Source organism: Homoserinimonas sp. A520 (genome assembly GCF_054489245.1).
In genome coordinates this window covers 14684-37001 of sequence record NZ_JBTMWX010000004.1, presented here as the reverse complement: position 1 = coordinate 37001, position 22318 = coordinate 14684, and the positions used below count along the sequence as shown (strand labels likewise).

The 22318-nt window shown below is 66.1% G+C and carries 22 protein-coding genes; 8 read left to right on the top strand and 14 right to left on the bottom strand.

The genetic code is table 11. From position 1 onward, the window contains the following. Positions 1-18: 18 nt before the first annotated feature. Positions 19-717: a GntR family transcriptional regulator gene (locus tag ACX3PH_RS11215; protein ID WP_459092499.1), complete on the top strand. Its 699-nt coding sequence runs from the start codon at positions 19-21 to the stop codon at positions 715-717. Between the two features lie 8 nt (positions 718-725). On the opposite strand, the gene ACX3PH_RS11210 is transcribed toward ACX3PH_RS11215, so the two are convergent. From ACX3PH_RS11210 to ACX3PH_RS11175, 8 genes are read right to left on the bottom strand one after another with little or no spacing between them, the layout of a single operon-like run. Beyond that, complete coding sequence (locus ACX3PH_RS11210; RefSeq protein WP_459092497.1) at positions 726-1583, bottom strand: DUF6282 family protein; 858 nt, start codon at positions 1581-1583, stop codon at positions 726-728. Then, positions 1552-2385, bottom strand: a complete 834-nt coding sequence (locus ACX3PH_RS11205; RefSeq protein ID WP_459092495.1) for a carbon-nitrogen hydrolase family protein — start codon at positions 2383-2385, stop codon at positions 1552-1554. The genes ACX3PH_RS11210 and ACX3PH_RS11205 overlap by 32 nt, the downstream gene beginning before the upstream one ends. A gap of 17 nt (positions 2386-2402) precedes the next feature. Continuing rightward, on the bottom strand, positions 2403-3362 hold the full coding sequence (locus tag ACX3PH_RS11200) for a glycine betaine ABC transporter substrate-binding protein (RefSeq protein ID WP_459092493.1): 960 nt from the start codon (positions 3360-3362) through the stop codon (positions 2403-2405). A gap of 44 nt (positions 3363-3406) precedes the next feature. Then, complete coding sequence (locus tag ACX3PH_RS11195; RefSeq protein ID WP_459092491.1) at positions 3407-4162, bottom strand: ABC transporter permease; 756 nt, start codon at positions 4160-4162, stop codon at positions 3407-3409. After that, on the bottom strand, positions 4159-5133 hold the full coding sequence (locus ACX3PH_RS11190) for an ABC transporter ATP-binding protein (RefSeq protein WP_459092489.1): 975 nt from the start codon (positions 5131-5133) through the stop codon (positions 4159-4161). Before ACX3PH_RS11190 ends, ACX3PH_RS11195 begins: the two co-directional genes overlap by 4 nt. Before the next feature lie 25 nt (positions 5134-5158). Beyond that, on the bottom strand, positions 5159-5806 hold the full coding sequence (locus ACX3PH_RS11185) for an ABC transporter permease (protein WP_459092487.1): 648 nt from the start codon (positions 5804-5806) through the stop codon (positions 5159-5161). Further along, entirely contained in the window at positions 5803-6732 is a 930-nt protein-coding gene (locus ACX3PH_RS11180; RefSeq protein WP_459092485.1) for an alpha/beta hydrolase, read from the bottom strand. Before ACX3PH_RS11180 ends, ACX3PH_RS11185 begins: the two co-directional genes overlap by 4 nt. 54 nt (positions 6733-6786) lie before the next feature. Then, positions 6787-7542, bottom strand: coding sequence for an IclR family transcriptional regulator (locus tag ACX3PH_RS11175; protein ID WP_459092483.1), 756 nt, complete (start codon positions 7540-7542; stop codon positions 6787-6789). Between the two features lie 99 nt (positions 7543-7641). On the opposite strand from ACX3PH_RS11175, the gene ACX3PH_RS11170 reads away from it, so the two are divergent. Both ACX3PH_RS11170 and hglS read left to right on the top strand, forming a co-directional pair. Beyond that, positions 7642-10494 (top strand): FAD-binding and (Fe-S)-binding domain-containing protein, encoded by a 2853-nt coding sequence (locus ACX3PH_RS11170; RefSeq protein WP_459092481.1) that lies wholly within the window; start codon positions 7642-7644, stop codon positions 10492-10494. A 72-nt stretch (positions 10495-10566) separates the two neighbouring features. Beyond that, on the top strand, positions 10567-11976 hold the full coding sequence (hglS, locus tag ACX3PH_RS11165) for a 2-oxoadipate dioxygenase/decarboxylase (protein ID WP_459092479.1): 1410 nt from the start codon (positions 10567-10569) through the stop codon (positions 11974-11976). Positions 11977-11981: 5 nt separating this feature from the next. Here hglS and ACX3PH_RS11160 read toward each other — a convergent pair whose 3' ends face one another. Together ACX3PH_RS11160 and ACX3PH_RS11155 are read right to left on the bottom strand one after the other, a co-directional pair. After that, entirely contained in the window at positions 11982-14858 is a 2877-nt protein-coding gene (locus ACX3PH_RS11160) for an aminotransferase (RefSeq protein ID WP_459092477.1), read from the bottom strand. Between the two features lie 28 nt (positions 14859-14886). Beyond that, positions 14887-15045, bottom strand: coding sequence for a hypothetical protein (locus tag ACX3PH_RS11155; RefSeq protein ID WP_459092475.1), 159 nt, complete (start codon positions 15043-15045; stop codon positions 14887-14889). A 47-nt stretch (positions 15046-15092) separates the two neighbouring features. Here ACX3PH_RS11155 and ACX3PH_RS11150 point away from each other — a divergent pair, with 47 nt between their 5' ends. Then, a complete protein-coding gene (locus ACX3PH_RS11150) occupies positions 15093-15956 on the top strand; it encodes a metal-dependent hydrolase (RefSeq protein ID WP_459092473.1) in 864 nt (287 codons plus the stop codon). A 56-nt stretch (positions 15957-16012) separates the two neighbouring features. Then, complete coding sequence (locus ACX3PH_RS11145) at positions 16013-16639, top strand: DUF6624 domain-containing protein (protein WP_459092470.1); 627 nt, start codon at positions 16013-16015, stop codon at positions 16637-16639. A gap of 3 nt (positions 16640-16642) precedes the next feature. Here the strand turns inward: ACX3PH_RS11145 and ACX3PH_RS11140 are convergent, their stop codons facing one another. The 4 genes from ACX3PH_RS11140 to ACX3PH_RS11125 all read right to left on the bottom strand — a co-directional run bounded on the left by ACX3PH_RS11140 (position 16643) and on the right by ACX3PH_RS11125 (position 19634). Beyond that, entirely contained in the window at positions 16643-17080 is a 438-nt protein-coding gene (locus ACX3PH_RS11140) for a VOC family protein (protein ID WP_459092468.1), read from the bottom strand. Between the two features lie 103 nt (positions 17081-17183). After that, a complete protein-coding gene (locus tag ACX3PH_RS11135) occupies positions 17184-17708 on the bottom strand; it encodes a DinB family protein (protein WP_459092466.1) in 525 nt (174 codons plus the stop codon). Between the two features lie 37 nt (positions 17709-17745). Beyond that, on the bottom strand, positions 17746-18612 hold the full coding sequence (locus ACX3PH_RS11130; protein WP_459092464.1) for a DUF4389 domain-containing protein: 867 nt from the start codon (positions 18610-18612) through the stop codon (positions 17746-17748). Between the two features lie 2 nt (positions 18613-18614). Next, on the bottom strand, positions 18615-19634 hold the full coding sequence (locus ACX3PH_RS11125; RefSeq protein WP_459092462.1) for an NAD(P)-dependent alcohol dehydrogenase: 1020 nt from the start codon (positions 19632-19634) through the stop codon (positions 18615-18617). Positions 19635-19766: 132 nt separating this feature from the next. Here ACX3PH_RS11125 and ACX3PH_RS11120 point away from each other — a divergent pair, with 132 nt between their 5' ends. From ACX3PH_RS11120 to ACX3PH_RS11110, 3 genes are read left to right on the top strand one after another with little or no spacing between them, the layout of a single operon-like run. Beyond that, positions 19767-20489: a DUF2306 domain-containing protein gene (locus ACX3PH_RS11120; protein WP_459092460.1), complete on the top strand. Its 723-nt coding sequence runs from the start codon at positions 19767-19769 to the stop codon at positions 20487-20489. A 20-nt stretch (positions 20490-20509) separates the two neighbouring features. Further along, complete coding sequence (locus ACX3PH_RS11115; protein WP_459092458.1) at positions 20510-21658, top strand: sensor histidine kinase; 1149 nt, start codon at positions 20510-20512, stop codon at positions 21656-21658. Beyond that, positions 21655-22317, top strand: a complete 663-nt coding sequence (locus ACX3PH_RS11110; protein WP_459092456.1) for a response regulator — start codon at positions 21655-21657, stop codon at positions 22315-22317. Before ACX3PH_RS11115 ends, ACX3PH_RS11110 begins: the two co-directional genes overlap by 4 nt. Position 22318 lies beyond the last annotated feature (1 nt).

Sequence of the window (22318 nt, the reverse complement as noted above, 5' to 3'; positions counted from 1 at the left end):
GCAAGGCACAATGACACCATGGCTGCCAGAGTGAGCACCACCGACCGCGTACACGGGCTGCTGCGCGAAGAGATCGTCACCGGCACGCTGGCCGGCGGCTCCCTGCACTCCATCTATGGGCTGGCGGAACGACTCGGTGTCTCCCGCACCCCGGTGCGCGACGCAGTGCTGCGGTTGGCGGATGCCGGAATGGTCACCATCGAACGCAACCGCGGTGTGCGCATCCGCGGGGTCAGCGTGCAGGACATCCAGAAGGTGTTCGAGGCCAGACTGCTGTTGGAGGTGCCTGCCGCCGCGCACGCAGCCCGCCACGGTTCTGACGAACTGCTGCAGGAACTGGGCGATCGCGTGCGCGGCCTGACCGGCGCTGTGGAGCAGCATGACGTGGGCGAGTTCACGCGACTCGACCGCGAGCTTCATCGCGCCATCATCCTGTCCACCGGCAATGAGCGACTGGCCGGGATGGTGGAGTCCTTGCGGGATGCCACCCAGGCGCACGGCGTCTCGACGATCGACCGTTCCCGCAGCATCCGTGATGTGCAGGTGGAGCACGTGCCGATTGTGGATGCCATCCGCTCCCGGGATGCGGATGCCGCCGCAGCCCTGATGCAAGACCACCTCACCACCACGGGGCTGCTGTTGATGCGCCAGGTGGCGGCGACCGCCGGCGAGACGCCACCCGATCACTGGGTGTCGACACTAGCCCCAGCAGAGTGAACTACGGTTCAGGTGAGGACGAGGTTGCTGGGAACTGCGCCTGCGGCGTCCAGCAGTGCCGCCCTGTCGCATCCGGCGTCGGCGAGCGCCTCAACCAGACGATTCAGCGCCTCGGGCGGGGGTGGGCTGTCGGGTTGACCTGCATCAGAAGAGAGCACGAGCATAGGTCCGGCTTCGCGAGCGACCTTCGCCAGCAGGTCGATATGAATTCCCGGTTGGTGCCACAGTTGGAAGGCAGTGATCTCGACGTGAACGCCACGCTCTGCCAATTCACCGATTTCCGCGGGGCCCATTCCCGGAACCGTATACGACGGATGCGTTAGAAGAATCCGTGAAATTCCCCGAGACTGTGCCTCATCGACCAACCAGATGCACTCCTTCCGGCTGACATGGCCGGTACACAGCACAGCGTCATGTTCCGCGATCAGGTCCAGGATATGGCGAGCGCGTTGCGCCGTGCCCCCATGACTGCTCACAAGCGGAGGCAGCGACAACGCTCCAACCTCCAGTCTCGCATCCAGGTCGCGGAGCCTCGGCAGCCCCGCCTTCTGCTGGGTATGAGAGTCTGCCGTGGGAAACCACACCATCCGTCCGCCGCTGGCCAGAGCCGCAGCCACCGCCGCCGGGTTTATCCCACCAACCGCGTGGTTGAGTGCAACGCCTCCGACGATGTCCAGGGAGCTGCGTCGACTCAACGCCGCAGCACGACCAACCGTCGGTTCATGATGGGACTTGAGCACGAACCCGGTGAAGCCGGCTGCCTCATACTGTGCGCAAATTTCGTCATCGAAGCCGATCCGGTCGATCACGTCGGGGGCGGCATGCACGTGGGCATCAAACACGGCTGTCCCGGTCAGGGTCGGCAAGCAAGCTCGCTATCAGCTGTGGCCTGGCTTCTTCAAGCAGCGGAACATCGGCCCTCAGGCACCGCAGAGCGTCCAGGTCAAGTGTGGCGTGGATGATTTCAGTTCCGCTGCCGGCTTGAGCAAGCACTCGGCCCCACGGGTCAATGATCCTTGAACCGCCCCAGAAGTTGTGGCCGTCCTCTTCTCCTACCCGGTTGGCGAAAACCACGTAGCACTGAAGTATGCGTGCTGTGTGAGTGAGGATGAGCTCCCAGCTCTGCGCCGACTCGCTGGCCGAGTTGTCGCCGATGCTCGCGGTGGGGACGAGGAGCACTTCAGCGCCCGCGTGGGCGGCCAGCCACGGCATGACCGGATGCCACGCATCGTTGCAGATCAGAGTGGTGACAGCGACACCGTTCACGCTGGCTGGTTCCATGCGGTCGCCGGGCGCATACAGCAGGTGCTCGTTCCACGGTGCGTACGAGACCGGATGCAGTTTGCGCTGAACACGTCGAGCGGCCCCGAATAAGACGGACGAGTTGTAGGGCTGGCCGCCGGCATTTCTCTCGACCAGTCCGACACTCACCACGCTGCCGGACGCCGTGAGGACAGCCAGTCGTGGGTCGTCGACATCGAGCGCTGGGGGCAGTCGATCAGCATTGAACGCGTACCCGGAGACGGAGAGTTCGCAGGTGACGATGAGGTCGGCAGGCCCGGCAGCCGCGGCCAACTCGTGGATTTCGCGAAGGTTCTCGACGACGGCGCCGCGGACTGGCGCGGTCTGCAGGACCGCCACTGAAAGTGAAGTGGCGGTCCCGGGCATTACTCGGGAGGTAGTGGTCAAGCCGAGAGACCGTTTTCTTTCAGCCAGGCCGCAGCAACAGCCTCCGGGGACTGGCCATCGACATCGACGGATCCATTCAACGCCTGAAGCGACTCGTTGGTGAGCAATTCGGTCACGCCTGCCATGACCTCCTCGATCTCCGGGTGGGCGTCCAGCACATCCTGCCTGACCGTCAGGGACAGATTGTAGAACGGGAAGAAGTTCTTGTCGTCTTCGAGAACGACCAGACCGAGCGCCGCAATCCTTCCGTCGGTGGCAAAAGCTTCACCGAAGTTGCACGGATTGCCGGTTGCGATCGAGTTGTAGATCGGCCCTTCGGCCAGCGTCGCGACCTTGTCCTGCGGCACATTGATACCGTACGACTTCTTGAGTCCCTCCCACCCGTCATCACGCCCGAAGAATTCGGCTGCCCCGCAGAAGCTGGCTTCCTCTGGAGAGCTCATCGACAAGGCTGCGTAGTCCGACAGCGTCTTCACCTTCAACCGATCGGCGGTTTCGGCACTCACCGCGATCGCGTAAGTGTTGTTGGCGGCGGCCGGTGGCAGCCACACGATCTGATTCTCCTCCAGGTCCATGTCGCGGACCTTCTCGTACTGCTCTGTCGCGTCGGGCACGACCTCCGTCTGGGTCAGGTGGGCCGTCCAACCGGTCCCCGTGTATTCCCAGTAGAGATCGATGTCACCGCTTTCCTCGGCGGCACGGACTGTGGCCGACCCGCTGAGGCTGCAGACACGCTCGACCGTCGCACCTTGTGACTCGAGTCGCTGCGCGGTGATCTCGCACAGCACCAACTGTTCGGTGAAGTCCTTGGACCCGACCGAGATGGTGACGCCGCTCAGCGGTCCGTCGACCTTCTCACCGGTCGACGTGTCACCCGGCGCATTGCCGCTGAGCGAGCATCCGCTCAGAATGAGCGCGCTAGCGCCCACCATTGCCAGAAGTGCAGTTTTCCGCATATCAATCTCCTTTGATCGTGATGGTGGTGAAACTAGACCTGCTATCAGAGGCCTTTCGGCCGTAGATATCGCTCACCGACGCCAGCCAGCCAATCCACGAGGAGGGCAAGGGCGACAGTGAGCAGGCTCCCGACAACGAGCACCGGAAGACGATTGAGGACGATGCCAGTGGTGATGATGGACCCGAGTCCACCGGCATTCGTGAAGGTGGCAAGCGTTGCCACTCCGACATTGAGGATCAATGCGACCCGGATGCCGGCGAGGATCAGCGGCACTGCCAACGGCAGCTCGATGCCGCGGAGCACCATGCCCCGGGTCATGCCCATACCGCGTCCGGCATCAATCACGGTGGGGTCCACCTGCTGAATTCCCACCATTGTGTTGCGTAGCACCGGCAGGAGGGCGTAGGCAACCAAGGCGACCACCGCCATCCAGAAACCGACCCCGAACAGGATGGCAAGCAGCACCAGCACGCCAATCGACGGGATCGCCTGGCCTCCGCTGGCGAACGCGAGCACTGCCGGGCTGATGCGCCGGGCGACACTCCGAGTAAGAAGGATTCCCAATGGGATGCCGATGAGGATCGTCGCAATCGTCGAGACAACAACGAGGCCGACGTGCTCCCGAGTGGCGGCCAGGATCGTAGACGGAGCCAACGCTCGCGCCTCAATCGAGTCCAAGCTGGCGAGATTGATATAGAGAAAGACTCCGGCGATGATCGAAACCGCGATCGCAGGCAGCACCCAAAGGCTCGCCGAGCGTTGCACGCCGGTGGACCGCGTGGTCAGGACGGTGCTCATACCGGTACCTCTGCCGTATCGGCTGCCGTCAGCAACAGTTCCTGGAGGCTGATCTCAATGGTCCCCTGCTCGACGGACTCAACGCTGATCCCGGCTGCGCGCCGGGTCAACGCCTGCTCAAGTGCACCTTGCACCGTCATGTCCTCCGCGACTGTTATCGGGTTCATCACCGGTTCGGTGGCGCGAACCGAGTCCTTCCGGATGATGTCGCCCACCGTGAGCAGGGAGAGCCGCCGGACTGCCGCGCCGGCACCCACGAATTCCGTAACGAATTCGTCCGCCGGATTGGTCAGGATCTCAAGCGGGGTTGCGAACTGCGCCACCCGCGAATTGTTGTCGAAGATGGCGATGCGATCACCAAGCCGCAGCGCCTCGTCAATGTCGTGGGTGACGAAGACGATCGTCTTCTCCAGTAGTTTCTGCAACCGCCGGAACTCGTCCTGCAGCATCTTTCGGGCGATGGGGTCAACCGCAGCGAAGGGCTCATCCATCAGCATGATCGGCGGATCGGCAGCCAACGCCCTGGCCACACCAACCCGCTGCTGCTGACCACCGGAAAGCTGGCGCGGATATCTGGCCGCGAATTGTGCAGGGTCGAGCCCGACCAGTGAAAGCAACTCGTCGGAGCGCTGCCGACGCTGGTCCTGCGGCACTCCGTTCATCTTGGGCACGATTCCGACGTTGTCGCCGACAGTCAGATGCGGCAACAGCCCAACATGCTGGATGACATAGCCCATCCGCCTGCGCAGGATGTCCGCATCCACGTGCGTGACGTCTTCACCGTCAATCCAGATCTTGCCAGTTGTCGGCTCGACGAGCCTGTTGATCATTCGCAGGGTCGTGGTCTTGCCGCAACCCGAAGGGCCGACGAAGACGACGAATTCGCCAGCGTTGATAGACAGCGACAGCTCGTTCACGGCCGCGCGTTCTTGGTTTGGATAGTGCTTGGTAACACTTTCGAGCTGAATCATGGTGCCGGAACCTGGGGTGGATGCGTTAGACATTGAGACCTCGCGGTGTCGTGAGTTTTGCGGTGAGCAGGAAGATCAGATCGAGGGCGAGCGCCACCAAGACGACGCCGATAACGCCCGTGAGCACCTCGTTGAGAGCATTGGCGCCGCCGATTCGAGCCAGGCCACGGAAGATGAGCTCACCTAGTCCGGGCCCATTGACAGCGGCGGCAATGGCGGCCGTTGCAACCAGCATGATCGTCGCCACCCGAATCCCGTTGAGGATCACCGGCCAGGCCAGAGGTAGCACGATCGTCCTCAATCGTCGCCGATTGCTCATGCCCAGGCCGCGTGCCGCGTCGATGATGGCTGGATCGACCCCGGCGATACCGGTGACCGTGTTCTGGAGGATCGGGAAGATGCCGTAGATGACGAGTGCGGCCAACGTCGGGCCGGCACCCAGGCCGAATAACGGGATCATCAAAGCGAACAGGGCATATGACGGAATGGTCAACAGAGTGCCGGTCACCGAAAGCAACGCCCGACGGAGCATGGGCCGGGAGTCGGCCCAGAATCCCAGGCCGACTCCGATCACCGCAGCTGTTCCAACGCTGATCAGTACGACTTCGACATGCTGCTGCATGAGGAAGAGCACTTGACCGGCATTCGCCGCCAGGTAGTCGACGATGGTCATACCGAGTTGACTTTCCCTGCTGCAGTGATGTTTGCGAAAGCAGTGGAAAAGAACCCGTCGAGACGATCGACAACGCTTTGGAAGATCGGGTTGTCGTCGAACATCCATTCCGTGTGCCCGTGACCTTCGAGGAGCATCAGCTCCTTCGGCTCCTTCGCGGAGTCGTACATCAGTTGCGCCTCCTCGACCTTGTGGAGTTGGTTGTCAGTCCCGTGCACAACCAGCAACGGGCGCGGAGAAAGCTTTGCGACCTGCTCTCGCGGCTGGAACTGAAGCAGTCGGTCTGCCGACTCGAGGGTGACTCCTGAGCCGAAGCCAGGAGCCTGGTACAGGGTCTCCCCGACGTAACCGTCTGTTCGCGGGTCAAGGTTGAGCCGGACGATGTCCCAGGGATCGGTGATTTCGGAGCGTCCATTTGTGGAGCGGTTACCACGGTCCTCCTGGACGCGGGTCAGCAGGCTGTGCCACGACGCCTCATCGTGCATCTTGTGGGTGGACTCGTACCCATCGGCGATTCCGTTGCAACAGGCAACGGCCTTGACTCTCTCATCGTCGCCAGCCTCGTAAACAACCACCCCGCCGCCGAGACCCCAGCCGAGCAGTCCGATCCGGTCCGCGTCGATTTCTGGATGAGCGGACACGCGGTCCACTGCAGCCCGGACGTCTTCGGCCCATTCCTGCGGGATGAGCCTGCCGCGCTCGCCCTCGGAAAGCCCGAAGCCCCGGTAATCGAAGGCAAGCACCGCAAAGCCACGGGGCCCGAGCGTGCGGGCGAAACGCTCCGGGTGAATGACTTTGAGTCCTTGGTACCCACTGCACGGGATGATCACCGGATACGGCGCACCCGCGCCATCGTCATCGGGCAGGTACAGGTCGGCATCCAATCGAAGCCGAGAGCTGAAGAAGGGTAGTGGGATACGGCGCATATGATCCTCCAAGATCGTTGTTGTGCGGTTGGTGGTCGGAAATGGCGGTACGCCTTAGTCGTAGACGAGTGCGGCGGAGAGTTTGGTGGCCGTGGCGACCACATGGGATGCGATCTGTTTGAGCTGCGGCTTCACCCGAAAAGTTGGACCTGACACGTTGACGGCAGCGACGATGCGGTCGTGGCCATCGTGGACCGGAGCAGCGATGCCCATCAGGTCCGGTTCGAAAAGGCCATCTGCCACTGCGTATCCCCTCGAACGGGCCACGGCAATTGCATCGATGATCTTCTGCGTCTCCGGGCGGGTGAAATCGTGAAGTTCGTCGAGAACGCTCGCAATGTGTGCGTCATCGTGCTTCATCACCAGCGCGATGCCCGACGAGGTATTCCAGATTGGAACCAGGCGGCCCACCCAACCAACCGCTTCGAGTGATCGGGTCGAGCTCTCGGTGTGAACGGTGAGCACTTGCTGGCCGCTCAAGACACTCAGGTGTGCGCGATCGCGCACTGTTCCCGCGAGCACCCGCAGCAATGGGATGCCAGCGCGAATGAGGCGTTGATCGCCGGCCTGGGCCATCAGGGTGAACAGCCGCCAACTCAGCCGGAACCGTCCAGTTTCGTCGCGTTCCACCAGTCCGGACTCAGCGAGACCTTTAAGCTGCCGGGATGCCACCGACTTGTCGCGGTCGAGTGCACGCGCAACCTCGGCGACGGTCATTCCGTCAGGTGAGCGGTGATCGGTAGCACTAAGAATCTCCAGTGTTGCCATCACCTTCGAGGCTCCATCGCCTCGGGCAGTTCGTTCGACCATAGGCAGACCATGGCAGTCGCGTTCGAGCAACGCAACGACGAGTTGCAATTACTGCAACTATTCGTCGGCGGACCCTCGTGTCGTAGTAGCATGCTACTCATGTCGATTGCCAGCGCTTCCCCTCGATCCGAAGCCGCGGAACGCAGCGAGCTGTCGAGGATGCTTGAGCGGGAACTGCCGGGCAAGGTCGACTCCGGCAGCAGGCGGCGCGCCGAATACTCCACTGACGCCTCCAACTACCGCGTCGTTCCCGAGGTCGTCGTCTTCCCCAGCGAGACCGACGACATCCTCGCGGCGCTGGAGGTCGCCCGCACCACCGGCACACCCGTCACCATGCGCGGCGGAGGCACCTCGGTCGCCGGCAACGCGGTCGGCCCGGGCATCGTCATGGACCTCTCCCGGTCCTTCAATCGGATCATCGACGTCGACCCTGAGTCGCGCACTGCACGCGTGCAGCCCGGCGTCGTGCAGGGGGCGCTGCAGAAGGCGGCCGCCCCGCACGGCCTCCGCTTCGGGCCGGACCCCTCCACCTGGGCGCGCTGCACGATCGGCGGGATGATCGGCAACAACGCCTGCGGCTCCCACTCGCTGCAATTCGGCCGCACCGCCGACAATGTGCTCGAACTGGACGTCGTCGACGGCAGCGGCAAACGGTTCGTGGCAGGGCAGTCCCTGGAGCAAGTGGTCGGCCTCGACACGTTCGTCAGCGACAACCTCGGCCTGATCCGCACCGAACTCGGCACCTTCGGCCGGCAGGTCTCCGGCTACTCACTCGAGCACCTGCTCCCCGAGAACGGACGCAACCTGGCACGCGCGCTGGTCGGCACCGAGGGCACCTGCGTGTCGGTGCTCGAGGCCACCGTGCGGCTCGTCGACACGCCGCTCGCCCCCTTCCTGGTGGTGCTCGGCTACCCCGATATGCCTTCGGCAGCGGATGCGGTGCCCACCCTGCTGACGCACCGCCCCGGTGCGATCGAAGGGCTGGATGCCCGGCTTGTCGACGCGGTGCGCAACGCGCAGGGAGACACTGCGGTCGCCGACCTGCCCCGCGGCGCCGGCTGGCTGCTCATCGAGCTGTCGGGAAGCGATGAGGCTGAGACGTTCGACCGCGCCGAGAAGCTGGCCGCTGCATCCGGAGCGCTTGACCACCGCATCATCCCGCCGGGGGTCGAGGCTAAATCGATCTGGCGCATCCGCGAGGACGGCGCCGGCCTTGCCGGCCGCACACCGGCGGGGAAGCAGGCGTGGCCCGGATTCGAGGACGCCGCCGTGCCGCCGGAGAACCTGGGCGCCTACCTGCGGGAGTTCGACGAACTGACCGCCAGCCACGGCGTCGAAGGCATGCCGTACGGCCACTTCGGTGACGGCTGCATCCACGTGCGCCTCGACATCCCGCTGGAGCGGGACGGCAGCGCCCTGCGATCGCTGATGGAGGATGCCGGACGACTGGTTGCCAGGCACGGAGGATCCCTCTCCGGGGAGCACGGCGACGGACGAGCCCGTAGCGAGCTGCTGCCGCTGATGTACTCCGCAGAACTCATTACCGCGTTCGCCAGCTTCAAGAACCTGTTCGACCCGCGCGACCTGATGAACCCCGGCGTACTGGTGCGGCCGCAGCCGATCGACCGGAACCTGCGCCGCCCCGCCGCGCTGCCGCTGGTACGGGTGAACGGGTTCGCGTTCACCCACGACGAAGGCGACTTCACCAAGGCCGTTCATCGCTGCGTCGGCATCGGCAAGTGCCGTGCCGATAACACGGCAGCCGGCGGCTTCATGTGCCCGTCGTACCTGGCCACCGGCGACGAGAAGGATTCCACCCGCGGGCGGGCCCGGGTGCTGCAGGAGATGGCGAACGGCACGCTGGTCACCGGTGGCTGGAAGTCGCCGGAAGTACACGACGTGCTCGACCTCTGCCTGTCCTGCAAGGCCTGCGCCAGCGACTGCCCCGCCGGTGTGGACATGGCGGCGTACAAGTCGGAGGTACTGCACCGCACCTACGAGGGGCGGATGCGCCCGATCACCCATTACGTACTGGGCTGGCTGCCACGCTGGGCACGACTGGTGGCACCGGTATCGCGCCTCGCCAACGCGGCCTTGGGCATCCGCCCCCTGCAGAAGCTGGTGCTCTGGGCCGGCGGCATGGACACCCGTCGCTCGATCCCCCGCTTCGCCGACAGGTCGTTCAGCCGGTCGAAGGGACGCCCGGCCACGACGGGCACGTCGAAGAAACAGGTTCTCGTCTGGGTGGACTCGTTCTCGGACAACTTCACGCCCGACATCGCCCGCGCCGCCATCACCGTGCTGGAGTCGGCCGGCTACGAGGTCATCGCGCCAGCCAACCCGGTCTGCTGCGGCCTGACCTGGATCACCACCGGCCAGCTCACCGGCGCCAGGCGCATCCTGTCGAACCTCATCGACCAGTTCCACCCGGTCGTGGCACGAGGCATTCCGATTGTCGGGCTGGAGCCGTCGTGCACGGCCGTGTTGCGTTCAGACCTGCGCGAGCTGTTCGCCGATGACCCGCGCGCCACGGCGATCTCCGATGGCACCTACACGCTGGCCGAACTGCTCACCGCGCCGGCCCCGCTCGGCCCCGAGAGCTGGACCCCGCCCCGCCTCGACGGGCAGGAGCTCGTCGTTCAGCCGCATTGCCACCACCACGCGGTCATGGGCTACGGCACCGACCTGGCCTACCTGGAGACCCTGGGTGCCGAGGTCACCGAATTGAGCGGATGCTGCGGGCTGGCGGGCAACTTCGGCATGGAGAAGGGGCACTACGAGGTCTCGGTGGCAGTGGCCGAGAACGCGCTCCTTCCCGCGCTGCGAGCGGCATCGCCCGGGTCGACGCTCCTGGCCGACGGGTTCTCCTGCCGCACGCAGGCGACCCAGTTGGGTGGGGTGGACGGCGTGCACCTGGCCGAGCTGCTTGCGGAGGCGCTGAAGCGGGGCTAGCCGCAACCCAGAACCGGCTCGCGAACGGTAGCGTGCCACTATCCCGTTGATCGGACAAGATTGGACACCCCAGTGGACCTCATCCCCCAATGGCAGCTTCGTGCCCGTTTCGCCCAGGCGCTCTCCGGCCTGTATGGCACGGAAGTTCCGGCGTACACGACGCTCGTCGAGGTCTCGCAGGAGGTGAACCGCGACTTCGTGGCGGCGAACCCCGACACCGCAGACCGGTTCGGCAGCATCGACCGGGTGACGGCTGAGCGCCACGGGGCCATCCGCGTGGGGAGTCCGCGTGAACTCGCCCAGGTCGCCCGCGTCTTCGGGGCGATCGGCATGGAGCCGGTGGGGTTCTACGACCTGCGGGACGCCAAGCCCAACCCGATCCCGGTGGTGTCGACGGCGTTCCGCCCGATCGACCGCGACGAACTGGCCCGCAACCCGTTCCGGGTCTTCACCTCCCTCCTGGTCCCTGAGGACCGCCGGTTCTTCTCCCCAGAACTGGAACAACAGCTCACCGACTTCATCGGCGCACGCACCCTGTTCTCCGACGAGCTGCTGGAGATCGCCGACCGGTCCAGCAGCAGGCGGGGGTTGAACACCAGCGACGCTGACCGCTTCATCGAGTTGGCGACGGCAGCATTCGCGCTGTCGCCGGGGCCAGTGGACCGGGCCTGGTACGAAGCGCTGGATGCGATCTCCAGCGTCGCCGCGGATATCGGCGGCGTGGCATCCACCCACATCAACCACCTCACTCCGCGCGTTCTCGACATCGACGAGCTGTACCGCCGGATGAGCGAGCGCGGCATCCAGATGATCGATGCCATTCAGGGTCCACCGCGGTGGGATGGTCCTGACCTCCTGCTGCGCCAGACCTCCTTCCGGGCTCTGGCCGAACCACGGGCATTCCGGGAGCCGGACGGATCGACCAGCACCGGCGACCTGCGAGTCCGTTTCGGCGAGGTGGAGGCCCGCGGCATTGCGCTGACCCAGTCGGGCCGAGACCACTACGACTCCATGGTCGCGGAGGTCGACGCCCGCCAGACCGCCAGCGGCAGGCCGCGCCCCGAGGTGGCGCGGGAAGTCTGGGGTGAACTCTGCGCGGCAACCGAGCGGGAGCTGCTCGAACGTGACCACGCCTTCTTCAACTTCACCGTAGTCCAGGCCGGTGCCGAGGGCGCGCCAACCGACCTGCTCGCCCTGCTCGATGGTGGCTGGCTCGTCGCCGAACCGATCGTCTACGAGGACTTCCTGCCACGTTCGGCTGCCGGCATTTTCGCCTCAAACCTGTCGGGCGACGGCAGCGTCGACTCTTCAGCGCGCATCGCCGTACGAGACCTGCCGTGGATGTCAGAGCAGCTCGGCGTGCCGGTGCGTGACCCCTATGCGCTGTACTCCGCGGAACGCCAGTCATCGTTCCAGTCGGCCGTGACCGCGCTCGGTTTCGACCCTGAATCCGTCAGCACTCCCTGGGACACCGTGCGCTGACCACGTCAGCCGTTGGTGAGCACCTCGTCGAGCGCGTCGACGAAGAAGTCCGCACTGGCACGGCTGAGACACATGGGTGGCTTCACCTTCAGCACGTTCTGACGTTCCGAGGTGGGCTGCATGATCACCCCGAGTTGCAGTAGTCGCTCACAGACCGCCTCCGTCTCCAGGGTCGCCGGCTCCAGGGTGTCTGGATCCCGCACCAGTTCGATACCGAGGTACAGCCCCATCCCGTGAACCGCCCCGATGACCGGATGCCGTTCGACCAGTTCACGCAGCCTTGCCACCAGGTGGTCGCCGACCTCGGCAGCGTTGGCTTGTAGCCCTTCGTCCCGGATGACATCCAGCACCGCGAGACCGGCCGCACAGCTCACCGGGCTACCACCGGCCGAGGAGAAGAAGTTTCCCTCCCGCGACAGGGACTCGGCGATCTCCTTGCGGGTGATCACCGCACCGAGCGGGTAGCCGTTGCCCATCGCCTTGGCGATGGTGATGATGTCGGGCACAACTCCCTGCTGCTCGACACCCCAGAAATGGTGGCCGAGGCGGCCGTAGCCAACCTGCACTTCGTCGGCGATGCACAGTCCGCCGCGCTCGCGCACCTCCTCGTACGCACCGGCCAGGTACCCGTCGGGCAGCACCACACCGCCCGCGTTACCGAGGATCGACTCGCAGATGAACGCGGCCGGGTCTCGGCCCGCGTCGACCATCCCGTCCAGCTGGTCGCGCAGGTCATCGAGGTAGCGCTCGGCGCTGTCGGCACCGCGGTACTTGCCGCGGTAGGAGTTTGGGACCTCTGCCACCTCGACCCAGTCCGGACGGTTCGCCAGCGCGAACGGATTGTCGTAGGCCGAGGTGGTGACGGCATCCGCCCCCATCGACCAGCCGTGGTACGCCTCCCGCAACGCGACCACCGGACGTCGGCCGGTGTGCACCTGGGCGAGGCGCAGCGCGAGGTCGACAGCCTCGGTGCCGCTGTTGACCAGCAGCACTGTGTCGAGCGACGGGTCTGGCGCGAGTTCGACCAGTCGCTCACTCAGGTCGGCGAGCGCGCGGTACAGGAATCGCGAGTTGGTGTTCAGCAGCGCGAGTTGGTCGGCGATCGCCTTCACCTGGCGGGGGTGGCTGTGCCCGATCGCGGCGACGTTGTTCACCATGTCCAGGTAGACGCGTCCGTCTGCCCCGATCAGGTGCTCCTTCCAGCCGCGCTCGATCTGCGGCGGTCTCAGGTAGTACCGCTCCTGCGCGCTGGCGAAAATGTGGGACCGCCGCTCAAGCTCGGCGTCGGCGTCGAACGGGTTCGGCACCGGGTCGAGGCCGATGCTGGACGCCGGGTCGGTGACCGCCTTCCACTCCTTTGCTGCGGATGGCGCGACGAAGGTCGGCACCTCCGCCTGGCCTGCCGCTACCCGCTGAACCCGCAGCCTGCCCAGCCCGTCGCGTTGGTCGCGGAGGGTGCCAAGCGACTCCCCCACCGCCACGTGGTCGCCTACCGCCACGGTCGGGTTGAGGCCCGACAACCTCAATTCCGACCCGTCCACGGAGAGGCGCACCGTGTCATCCGTCACCAGCAGCACATCAGTGTCCTGCGGTGCGAGCACGTCGGTGTTAGCCGCCGCGAACAACTCCCACGCCAGGGCGAGCGTCTCCGGTTCGGTGGTCGAGTTCGCAACCGAGCGCGTCAACCGACACTGGCCGTAGGGAGCGGCAGCAACGGATGCCCTGGTCAGGGCGTCCGTGGCGATGGCCCACTCGGCATCCGGTTGCAGCCAGCGGCCCTCGTTCACCCGGGGGGAAGTCACCGAGAAGTCCAGGAGTTCGACCTTCCCGGCCAGCAGTCGGCCCGAGCGGCCTAGTGCCGCGCGGATCGCCTCCTCCGCTTCGCCCCAGTCCAGGCTCGTCGCCATCTGGGACTGCTGCCACTCGTGGTCGGTTCGTTCGACGGCGTAGTCGTTGCCCGCCTCCAGGCCGATCTGGTGTTCACCGCTCACCACCAGCACGGCGGCCCGCAGCACCACGAGCGGCCAGAGGGCGACGACCTCGTCGTCGGTGAGCGGCACCTCACGGTTGAAGGCAGCCACGACCGCGAGCGCTGACCGAGCGTCGTCAACATGGTGGAGTACAGACACGAGCGTCACCGCGAGCTCGGCCACCAGCCAGCTGTTGGCGAGGTCGCCGAAGTCGATGACGCCGGTTGGGATCAACACCCCGTCGCGGTCTTCACCGAGCACGTTGTCGTCGGTCACATCGCCGTGGATGGGCTGCACGCGCAGGCGGTCGCTGACCCTGCCGAGCCGCCGGGCGGCGGCTTCGGCTGCGGAGGCGACCACCTCGCGACGGCCGACATCCGCCACACTGTCGATCAGGCGGTCGATGACGCGGGTGGCACTGCGGAGGTCCCACTGCAGCTTGCGGTCCAGGCCCTCGCTCTCGAAGTCGGCGAGGCCGCGGGCGACAGTTCCGCAGATGGCACCGAGGCCGTCCAACTGCTCGTCGCTGAAGGTCGTGGCGCTGGCGAGTGGCACACCGTCGAGGTAGCTCAACATCCGCACGCTCTGCGAATCATCCTCCCGCTGCCATTGCTGGCGGGTCATTCCGTCGAGGCCGGCAATCGGCTGGGGAACGCGGACCCCACGCTCGGCCAGGTGCACCAGCGCAGCATCCTGGGCGAGCAGTTCCTGCTCGGAGAACGCGCCGTTGTCGACCTTGAACAGGTAGCCCTCGGCCTCCGCCTCGATGAGGAAGTTGCGGTCCTGATTGCTGCCCAGCTCGCGAGCAGTGCCCACGATGCCGAACAGTTCAGCGACAGCCGCCTCAGCGTCGGCTGGCGTAACGTTCGGCCGGGTGAGTTCTCGCCCGTCGAAGAAGTCGAAGGTTGTCACTGCCGGCTCCTTCGACTCTGGTGTGGCGTCAGGACTTGTTCACGCGCCCTCGCACCCAGCCCACGATAGCGGTGGCGATGAACAGAATGATGCCGACAACCGCGAGCCAGAACAAACCCTCAAGCACGAAGCCCAGCACTGACAGGGCCAGCCAGATGACCAGGAGGATGACGATGACGGTCCACATGCCCACACCCTACGTCGCCGGGCCTGAGGTTGCACGAGAATAGAGACATGCCCCTTCCCACCACCGACACCGTCGTCAGCTACCCGGCCGGAGCGGTCATTGCCACGGCAACCGTTCTGCACACCGAACCGCAGGAGGATGGCCGCATCGCCGTGCTGCTCGATGTAACCCCCTGCCACCCGGTCGACGCCGGCTGGCCGGACCAGGGACCCGACCGCGCCACCATCGCCTGGGGACACTCCGTGGCCGATGTGCTCGATTGCGTCGTCGGGGCGACCGATGGCATCCGCCTGCACCTCGGAGTTGATATCCCGGTGCGGAAGGGCACCGAAGGCTGGACCTTCGTGGTCGCGCACCTGGTCGAGGTCGCACCGCCGGAAGGCCAGGAGGTCACCGTGACGGTCGACGCAGAGTACCGGCGGGAGCTCTCCATCGGCCACACCGCATGCCACCTCGCCTCGCTCGCCCTCAACCGCGCCCTCGCCGACCGCTGGACGAAAGAGGTGTCAGCGGATGCCCTCGGCTCACCGAACTTCGACCAGGCCGCGAACGACTCCTCGACGATCGTGCAGAACGGGTCGTTCGACACCTATCGCCTCAACAAGTCGCTGCGCCGTAAGGGATTCGTCACCGACGGTTTCGCGGAAGCGCTGCCCGCGGTGACGGATGCGGTCAACGCCCAGCTCGTGTCCTGGGTGGCATCCGACTCCCCCGTGCGCATCGACGGCGACGGCGAGTTGCTCACCGACCGCCGCCTGTGGGTGTGCACCCTGCCGGACGGAGAAGCCGTCATCCCCTGTGGTGGAACGCACGCGTCCAGCCTCGGCGAACTCCGCAACCTGCAGGTCACCCTCGAGCTCGATGAGGCCGAGGGCACTCCCGTCCTCTCGATGCGAACCGCCACCGCCTGACCCGCCCCTGGTGACGGCGCAGCACCGCTGCCAGAATTGCGGACATGGAGGCCAGCATGCGAGCAGTGATGCGGATGTCTGCGGCAGCGGTGATGCTCGTCGCCCTGGCCGGCTGCACCACCGCGGCACCGGAGCCGTCCCCGCCGACCTCCACGGCACCCTCGGTGACAACGCCAGCCGCCCCACCGGCGTCCACCGGACCGTTCAACCAGGAACTTCACGACGAACTCGTCGCCATGCTGGAGCGCGACCAGGCTCCCGACAGCGGGGGCGAGAGCAGCCAGGCCCGCACTGACCGCCTCGAGGAGATCATCCTGGAGTTCGGCTGGCCCACGATCGGCCTGGTCGGGGATGACGGCGACGAGGCGGCATGGGCGATCGCCCAGCACTCCGACCTCGACCCCGAATTCCAGCGGTTCGCCCTGGAGCAGTTACGAGCGGCCGCCGCAATCGATCAGGCCTCCCCCGGCAATCTGGCGTACCTGGAAGACCGCGTCGCGGCGGGCGCCGGCGAGCCGCAGACCTACGGCACCCAGGTGCGCTGCGGCCCGGATGGGCCGGTTCCGGCGACCCCGATCGCGGACGAAGCCGGATTGGAGCAACGGCGAGCGGATGCCGGGCTCGCTCCGTTTGCGGATTACCTGGCCGAGATGACCGCCATCTGCAACGAAGTTCCCGAATAGTGCCTACGGAGCCTGCTGCCCGTTCTCCACTGAAGCACCGGAGATGTTCACCAGCCACCTGACGCCGAACTTGTCGACGCACATTCCGAAGCTGTCACCCCACGGTGCCTGCACCAGGGGTTCCAGGATCTCGCCGCCCTCGATGAGCTTCTCCCAGTAGCCCCGCAGCTCCGGGTCGTCGTCCCCGCTGAGGGAGACGGAGAAGTTGGTGCCTGGCTTGAACTCCATGCTGCTGGGGGTGTCCGCCCCCATCAGGGTGAAGCCTTTGTCGGTCTCCAGCTGGCCGTGCATGATGAGGTCCTGCTCGGCCGGGTCCTCGCTGGCCTGAAATTCGGCGAACGTGTTCAGGGTGAGGTCACCGCCGAAGACTGTCTGGTAGAACTCCATCGCCGCGCGGGCGTCGTTGCGGAAACCCAGATACGGGTTGAGCCTGCTTGCCATGATCTGCTCCTTCTGCGTCGAGTGTGCGGCCTATTATCTGCCGGTCGACGCAGGAGCGCGATACCCCCATTTCCACCGGCGAGCGGATGCTGAGGCCCGCTTTTCAGAGGCTCAGTTGCCGCCGGTGGAAGTCGAAGTGTTTCGTCGGATAGGCGTACACCTCGGCGAGGCTCATCTCGGTGTCGAAGAACGGGTCCCACCGGTCGGGGAACGGCATGGTCCGCTGCAGCCTGGATGCCGGTGCTGCGCGCAGGCTGCGGGCCAGCGATTCCAGAACCCGGTCGAACTTGGCCGCCATCCGCCGGTGATTGAACCAGCTGGCCGCGAACACGGATCCCCAGTAGTTGACGAAGTCGAACGGCACGGTTCCGGCGTTCAGGAGTGCCGCGAAGCCGCGCCCGATCGGGCGCGGCAGGCGACTCACCACCCTGACCAGGGGAATGAGCGCCTGCACGACCATGTAGCCGAACACCAGGTGGAACAGCAGTTGTTCGTTGGTCCAGCGGGTGCCGATGGAGCGGCGGCGCAACTGGTCTGGCGTGGCATCCGCCAGCAGTTCGCGAAGTTCGCTGCGTGCGCGTGCGTACCCGGCCAGTGTTGCCACCGTGCTCGGCTCCGCCGCATCCATCGTTCACCACCCTGTTATCCGGCATGCTACTCCGCTGCTACGGCGTTGCGAGCTGACGGTCGAACGGTCCCTGGTCGAGGCGGAACGGCGGGTAGTCGTCGCGCAGCAGGGAGGTGTAGGCGTAGACCCGGTAGACCCAGCGGTGGATTCCCATCACCAGGTCGAAGAGCCCCCGGTTGTACGCTCCGGTGAAGAGCAGGACGAGCGCGGCGATGAACACAAGCAGCCCGACCAGTCCGCCGGCGCTGGGGCCGTCGGAGAAGACCCAGGCCAGCCCGGCCAGGATGCCGATGATGAGCAGGTGCGGGAGGGCGAGCAGCCACGACTTGACCAGCACCTTCCAGCGGGACAGCCGCTCCGGGTACTCGACGTCGAAGGTGGCCGGGAAATCGGTGCGGGCGAGTGTGAACGGCGGGTACTTATCGGTGGCCAGCACGCCGGTGGCGTAGAACACGACTCGCCAGTTCCAGCGGAGAACGCCGACGACGTACTCGAAGAGGGTGGCCGGGTAGCGGCCGGTGAACAGGATCATCACGCCGGATGCCAGCACGACGATCGGGAAGGCCGCCCATAGGAAGGCCAGCACGATGAAGTGCGGGATGGCGAGCAGCCACTTCACCAGCCACATGCCGCGGGAGAGCGTCGGGTCGAGTTGACCCTCAAGCTTCGTGGGGTATCCGGCAGATTCGACCGGTGCAGTGCGGATGCTGCGGCCGAGTCCCACGGCTCCGACCAGGATGAGGGTGACACCCACGGCGAGCGCGGACAGCCCCCACCACACGTTGTCGATGTCTTCGAAGAGGCGGTGCGATCCCGCAATCGCCAGCACGCCGGCGATGAGGGTGGCCATATGCAGGCCACTCATTTTCAGGCGCTGCGGCCTGCTTGGTTCGGTGATAGTCATGGTTAGCTTCCTTGGTTTCGGTGGTTCGTTGGGGTGGTGGTGCGCAACACGACGTTGCCCTTCTTGTGCCCGGTGTCGACGTGGCGGTGCGCTTCGACGATCTCGGTGAAGGCGTAGGTACGGTCGATGACCGGCTGGTAGCGGCCGGACTCGGCGAGGCTGACGATGTACGCCAGGTCGTCGGCGGTGTACTTGCCGATATTGGGGGTGATGAGCTTGCCGCTCTTCCGGCTCTGTCCGCGGGATTGCACGAGCGCCTTCAGGTCGGCGATCACCAGCAGCAGCGCGCCGCCGGGCTTGACCGAGGATTCGGCCTCAGCGAACGGGGCATTGCCGACGCAATCGACGATGACGTCATATTGTTTGCCCTCGGCGAGGAAATCATCCGCCGTGTAATCGATGACGCGGTCGGCGCCGAGTGAGGTGACCAGCTCGCGATTGGCCGTGCTGGTGACACCGGTCACGTGCGCGCCAAGGTGCTTGGCCAGCTGGACGACGGCGGTTCCGACGGCTCCGGATGCGCCGTTGACCAGCACGGTATCGCCCGGCTTGATCGCGACCTGGTTCAGGAAGCCGCGGGCGGTGGTGCCGCCGAAGGGGAGGGTGACCGCCTGCTCGAGGGAGAGGTTCGCGGGGGCGCGGGTGATCGCGCCATCGTGCGGGACGCAGACGTACTCCGCGTGGCCACCGAACTTGCCTCCCAGCATCGCGATGACCCGGTCACCAGGGGTGAAGCCGGTGACGCCTGTGCCGACCGCTTCGACGACGCCGGCGACGTCCATTCCGAGCACGCGCCGGCTGGGGCGGAACAGGCCGATACCGAAAGCGGCGAGAACGCTAAGGCCGCCGGGGATGTCGCGGCTGCGTGCCCGGTAGTCGGCGGCACTCACGGTGCTGGCGTGAACCTTGACGAGCACTTCGCCGGCCTTCGGGGTGGGCTTGCGTACCTGTTCGAGGTGTACGACCTCGGGGGCGCCGAACCGGCGGTAGACGGCCGCCGTCATGGTGGTGTGTGTTGTCATGCTTCGATTTTTGCGCGCCATGCGGGCACCGGACATCGGCAGATCGGCCTGACTTTGATCAGCCGAAAGTACGGCTCCTGTCTCGTCCTCCGTCCCGATGTTTTCCGCCCTGGATCAGGCGAGCATCGACACATGACACGAGAACTTGCTGGTCGAGTAGCCCGCGAGCGCAGCGAGCAGGCGTATCGAGACCCCCACGAACAAGGCGTTCCCAGAGGTAGTGGCGCCCCACGCCGCCGCAGCGGATGGCTGGCCGTCACCGGGCTCCTCCTGCTCAGCCTCATTCCCGTGCTGGGCGGTGCCTTCAGGCTCACCGACCTCACGGGTGGCGTTGTCACGGCCGACAACGCCCGGTTCTTCGCCTCGCCGATCCCGGTCGTGGCCCACATCATCGGCGCCACGGTCTACACCCTTCTGGGTGCATTCCAGTTCGTGCCGGCACTTCGCGGCAGGCGCGCCTGGCACCGGATTGCCGGAGGCATCCTGATCCCGGCCGGGCTCGTGGCCGCTGTGTCCGGTTTGTGGATGGCCGCCTTCTACTCGTCACCGGACGGGGACAGCCCTCTACTGATGGGCATCCGCCTGGCTTTCGGCTCGGCGATGGTGGCGAGCATCATCCTCGGGATTCTCGCCATCAAGCGCCGGAACTTCGCTGCGCACGGCGCGTGGATGACCCGTGCCTACGCGCTCGGCATCGCGGCCGGCACGCAAGCCGTCGTGCTGGCGATCTGGATCATCGGGGTCGGACCGGTCAGCAGCTTCACCGAGGCGCTGCTCATGGGCGCCGCCTGGGTGATCAACGCCGGCGTCGCCGAGCTGGTGATCCTCCGCCGCGCATCCGTCGCCCGCCGCTGATGCCCTCGTATCATGAGGGAGTGACCGGTCTCCTGCGCTCCGCGTGGAACGCGCCAGGCGCAGTTCCCCCACCGCCGCGGCGGGTGTGGAGGGACTGGGCGCTGCTGGCGTTCGTAGTCATGTTGGCTCTTCTCGAGACCCTGGTCCGCACACAGTTCCCCGAACCGGGCACCCCGCCACTCACGCAGCCCCTGGTGGCTCTGGCTATCGTTCTTGCGGCGGCACCAACCTTGTTGTGGAGGCGGACCCGGCCGCTGCTCATGCTGGCGATCGCCTTCGGCGCCACTGGCCTAGCCACCCTATTGCTGGGTGAGGCGATGCTCTTCGCCGGCGGGTTCGTCGTCTTCACGCTCTACGCGCTTTTCCGGTGGGGCAACGGCCGGGCCCTGGTGGTCGGGTCCGGGATTGTTCTGGCCAACCTGGTGCTGTCCGCGGTGAGAGGCACCTCGCTCGGCGACCTGATCGGGGAAGCCGCATTCTTCGCCATCGTTCTCACCCTCGCGATTGCCCTCCGGTTCCGGGCCCGCGCCAGAATGCGGGAGTTGGACCGCGCAAAGCTGTTGGAACGCGAGACGCTCGCCCGCGACCTGCACGATACTGTTGCGCACCACGTCTCGGCGATCGCGATCCGCGCGCAGGCCGGGCTGGCGGTGGCTGCACTGAAGCCGGAGGCTGCGACGGATGCCCTCCGCGTGATCGAGGCGGAGGCGTCCAGGACGCTGGCCGAGATGCGCTCGATGGTGCGCGTATTGCGTCAGGGCGAAGCGCCGGAGTTGGCGCCGGGCAGGAGCCTCGCCGACATCGAGCAGCTCGCGAACGAAGAAGTGGCCGGCCCGCGCGTGGATGTTCGGGTGGCCGGTGACACGGCGAGCATCCCGCCGACGGTCGCAGCCGCGGTTTACCGCATGGCGCAGGAGTCGGTGACGAACGCTCGCCGCCACGCCCGTGGCGCCTCCCTCATCGACGTGGTCGTGGAGGCCGACCAGGGCGGTGTGCGGTTGACGGTGACCAACGACGGTGAGGTGGCGCCGGTCTCCACCCCGGGCTACGGCATCACTGGAATGCTGGAACGCGCCTCGCTCCTCGGCGGCACCTGCCAGTCCGTCCGCGCGCCCGGCGGCGGGTGGGTCGTGACCGCGGTGCTCCCTCGTGTTGGATGGACCACATGACGATCCGCGTGCTCATCGCCGACGACCAGGAGCTGGTGCGCACCGGGCTCAGCATGATCCTCGACGCGCAGCCCGACATCGAAGTGGTGGGCCAGGCATCCGATGGCATTGAAGCGGTGGCCCTCGCCCGGAGCCTGCGACCTGATGTCTGCCTTTTCGACATCCGGATGCCCGGCCAGGACGGCATCGAGGCGACCCGCGCGATCGCGGGGCCGGGAGTGCCCGACCCGATGGCGGTCGTCATCATCACCACGTTCGATCTCGATGAATACGTCTACGCCGCTTTGCGTGCCGGTGCCCGCGGGTTTCTACTCAAGGACGCCGGGTCAGAACTGCTCGGTCAAGCGGTGCGGGCCGCCGCCAGCGGTGACGCCCTGATCGCCCCGAATGTGACGGTGAGACTGCTCGAGGCGTTCGCGGATGCGGCACCGGCAGCACCGGTCGCCCAACCGATCGAGCCGCTCACCCATCGCGAGGAGCAGGTGCTCGCTGCCGTCGCGCGCGGCCTGAGCAACGGCGAGATTGCCAGCGAGCTCTACATCACGCTCAGCACGGTGAAGACGCACCTGGCCAGCCTGATGACGAAGCTCGGCGCCCGCAACCGGGTCGAGATCGCCATCTGGGCGCACGAGACGAAACGGGTTCCCGGGCGGTCGTAGG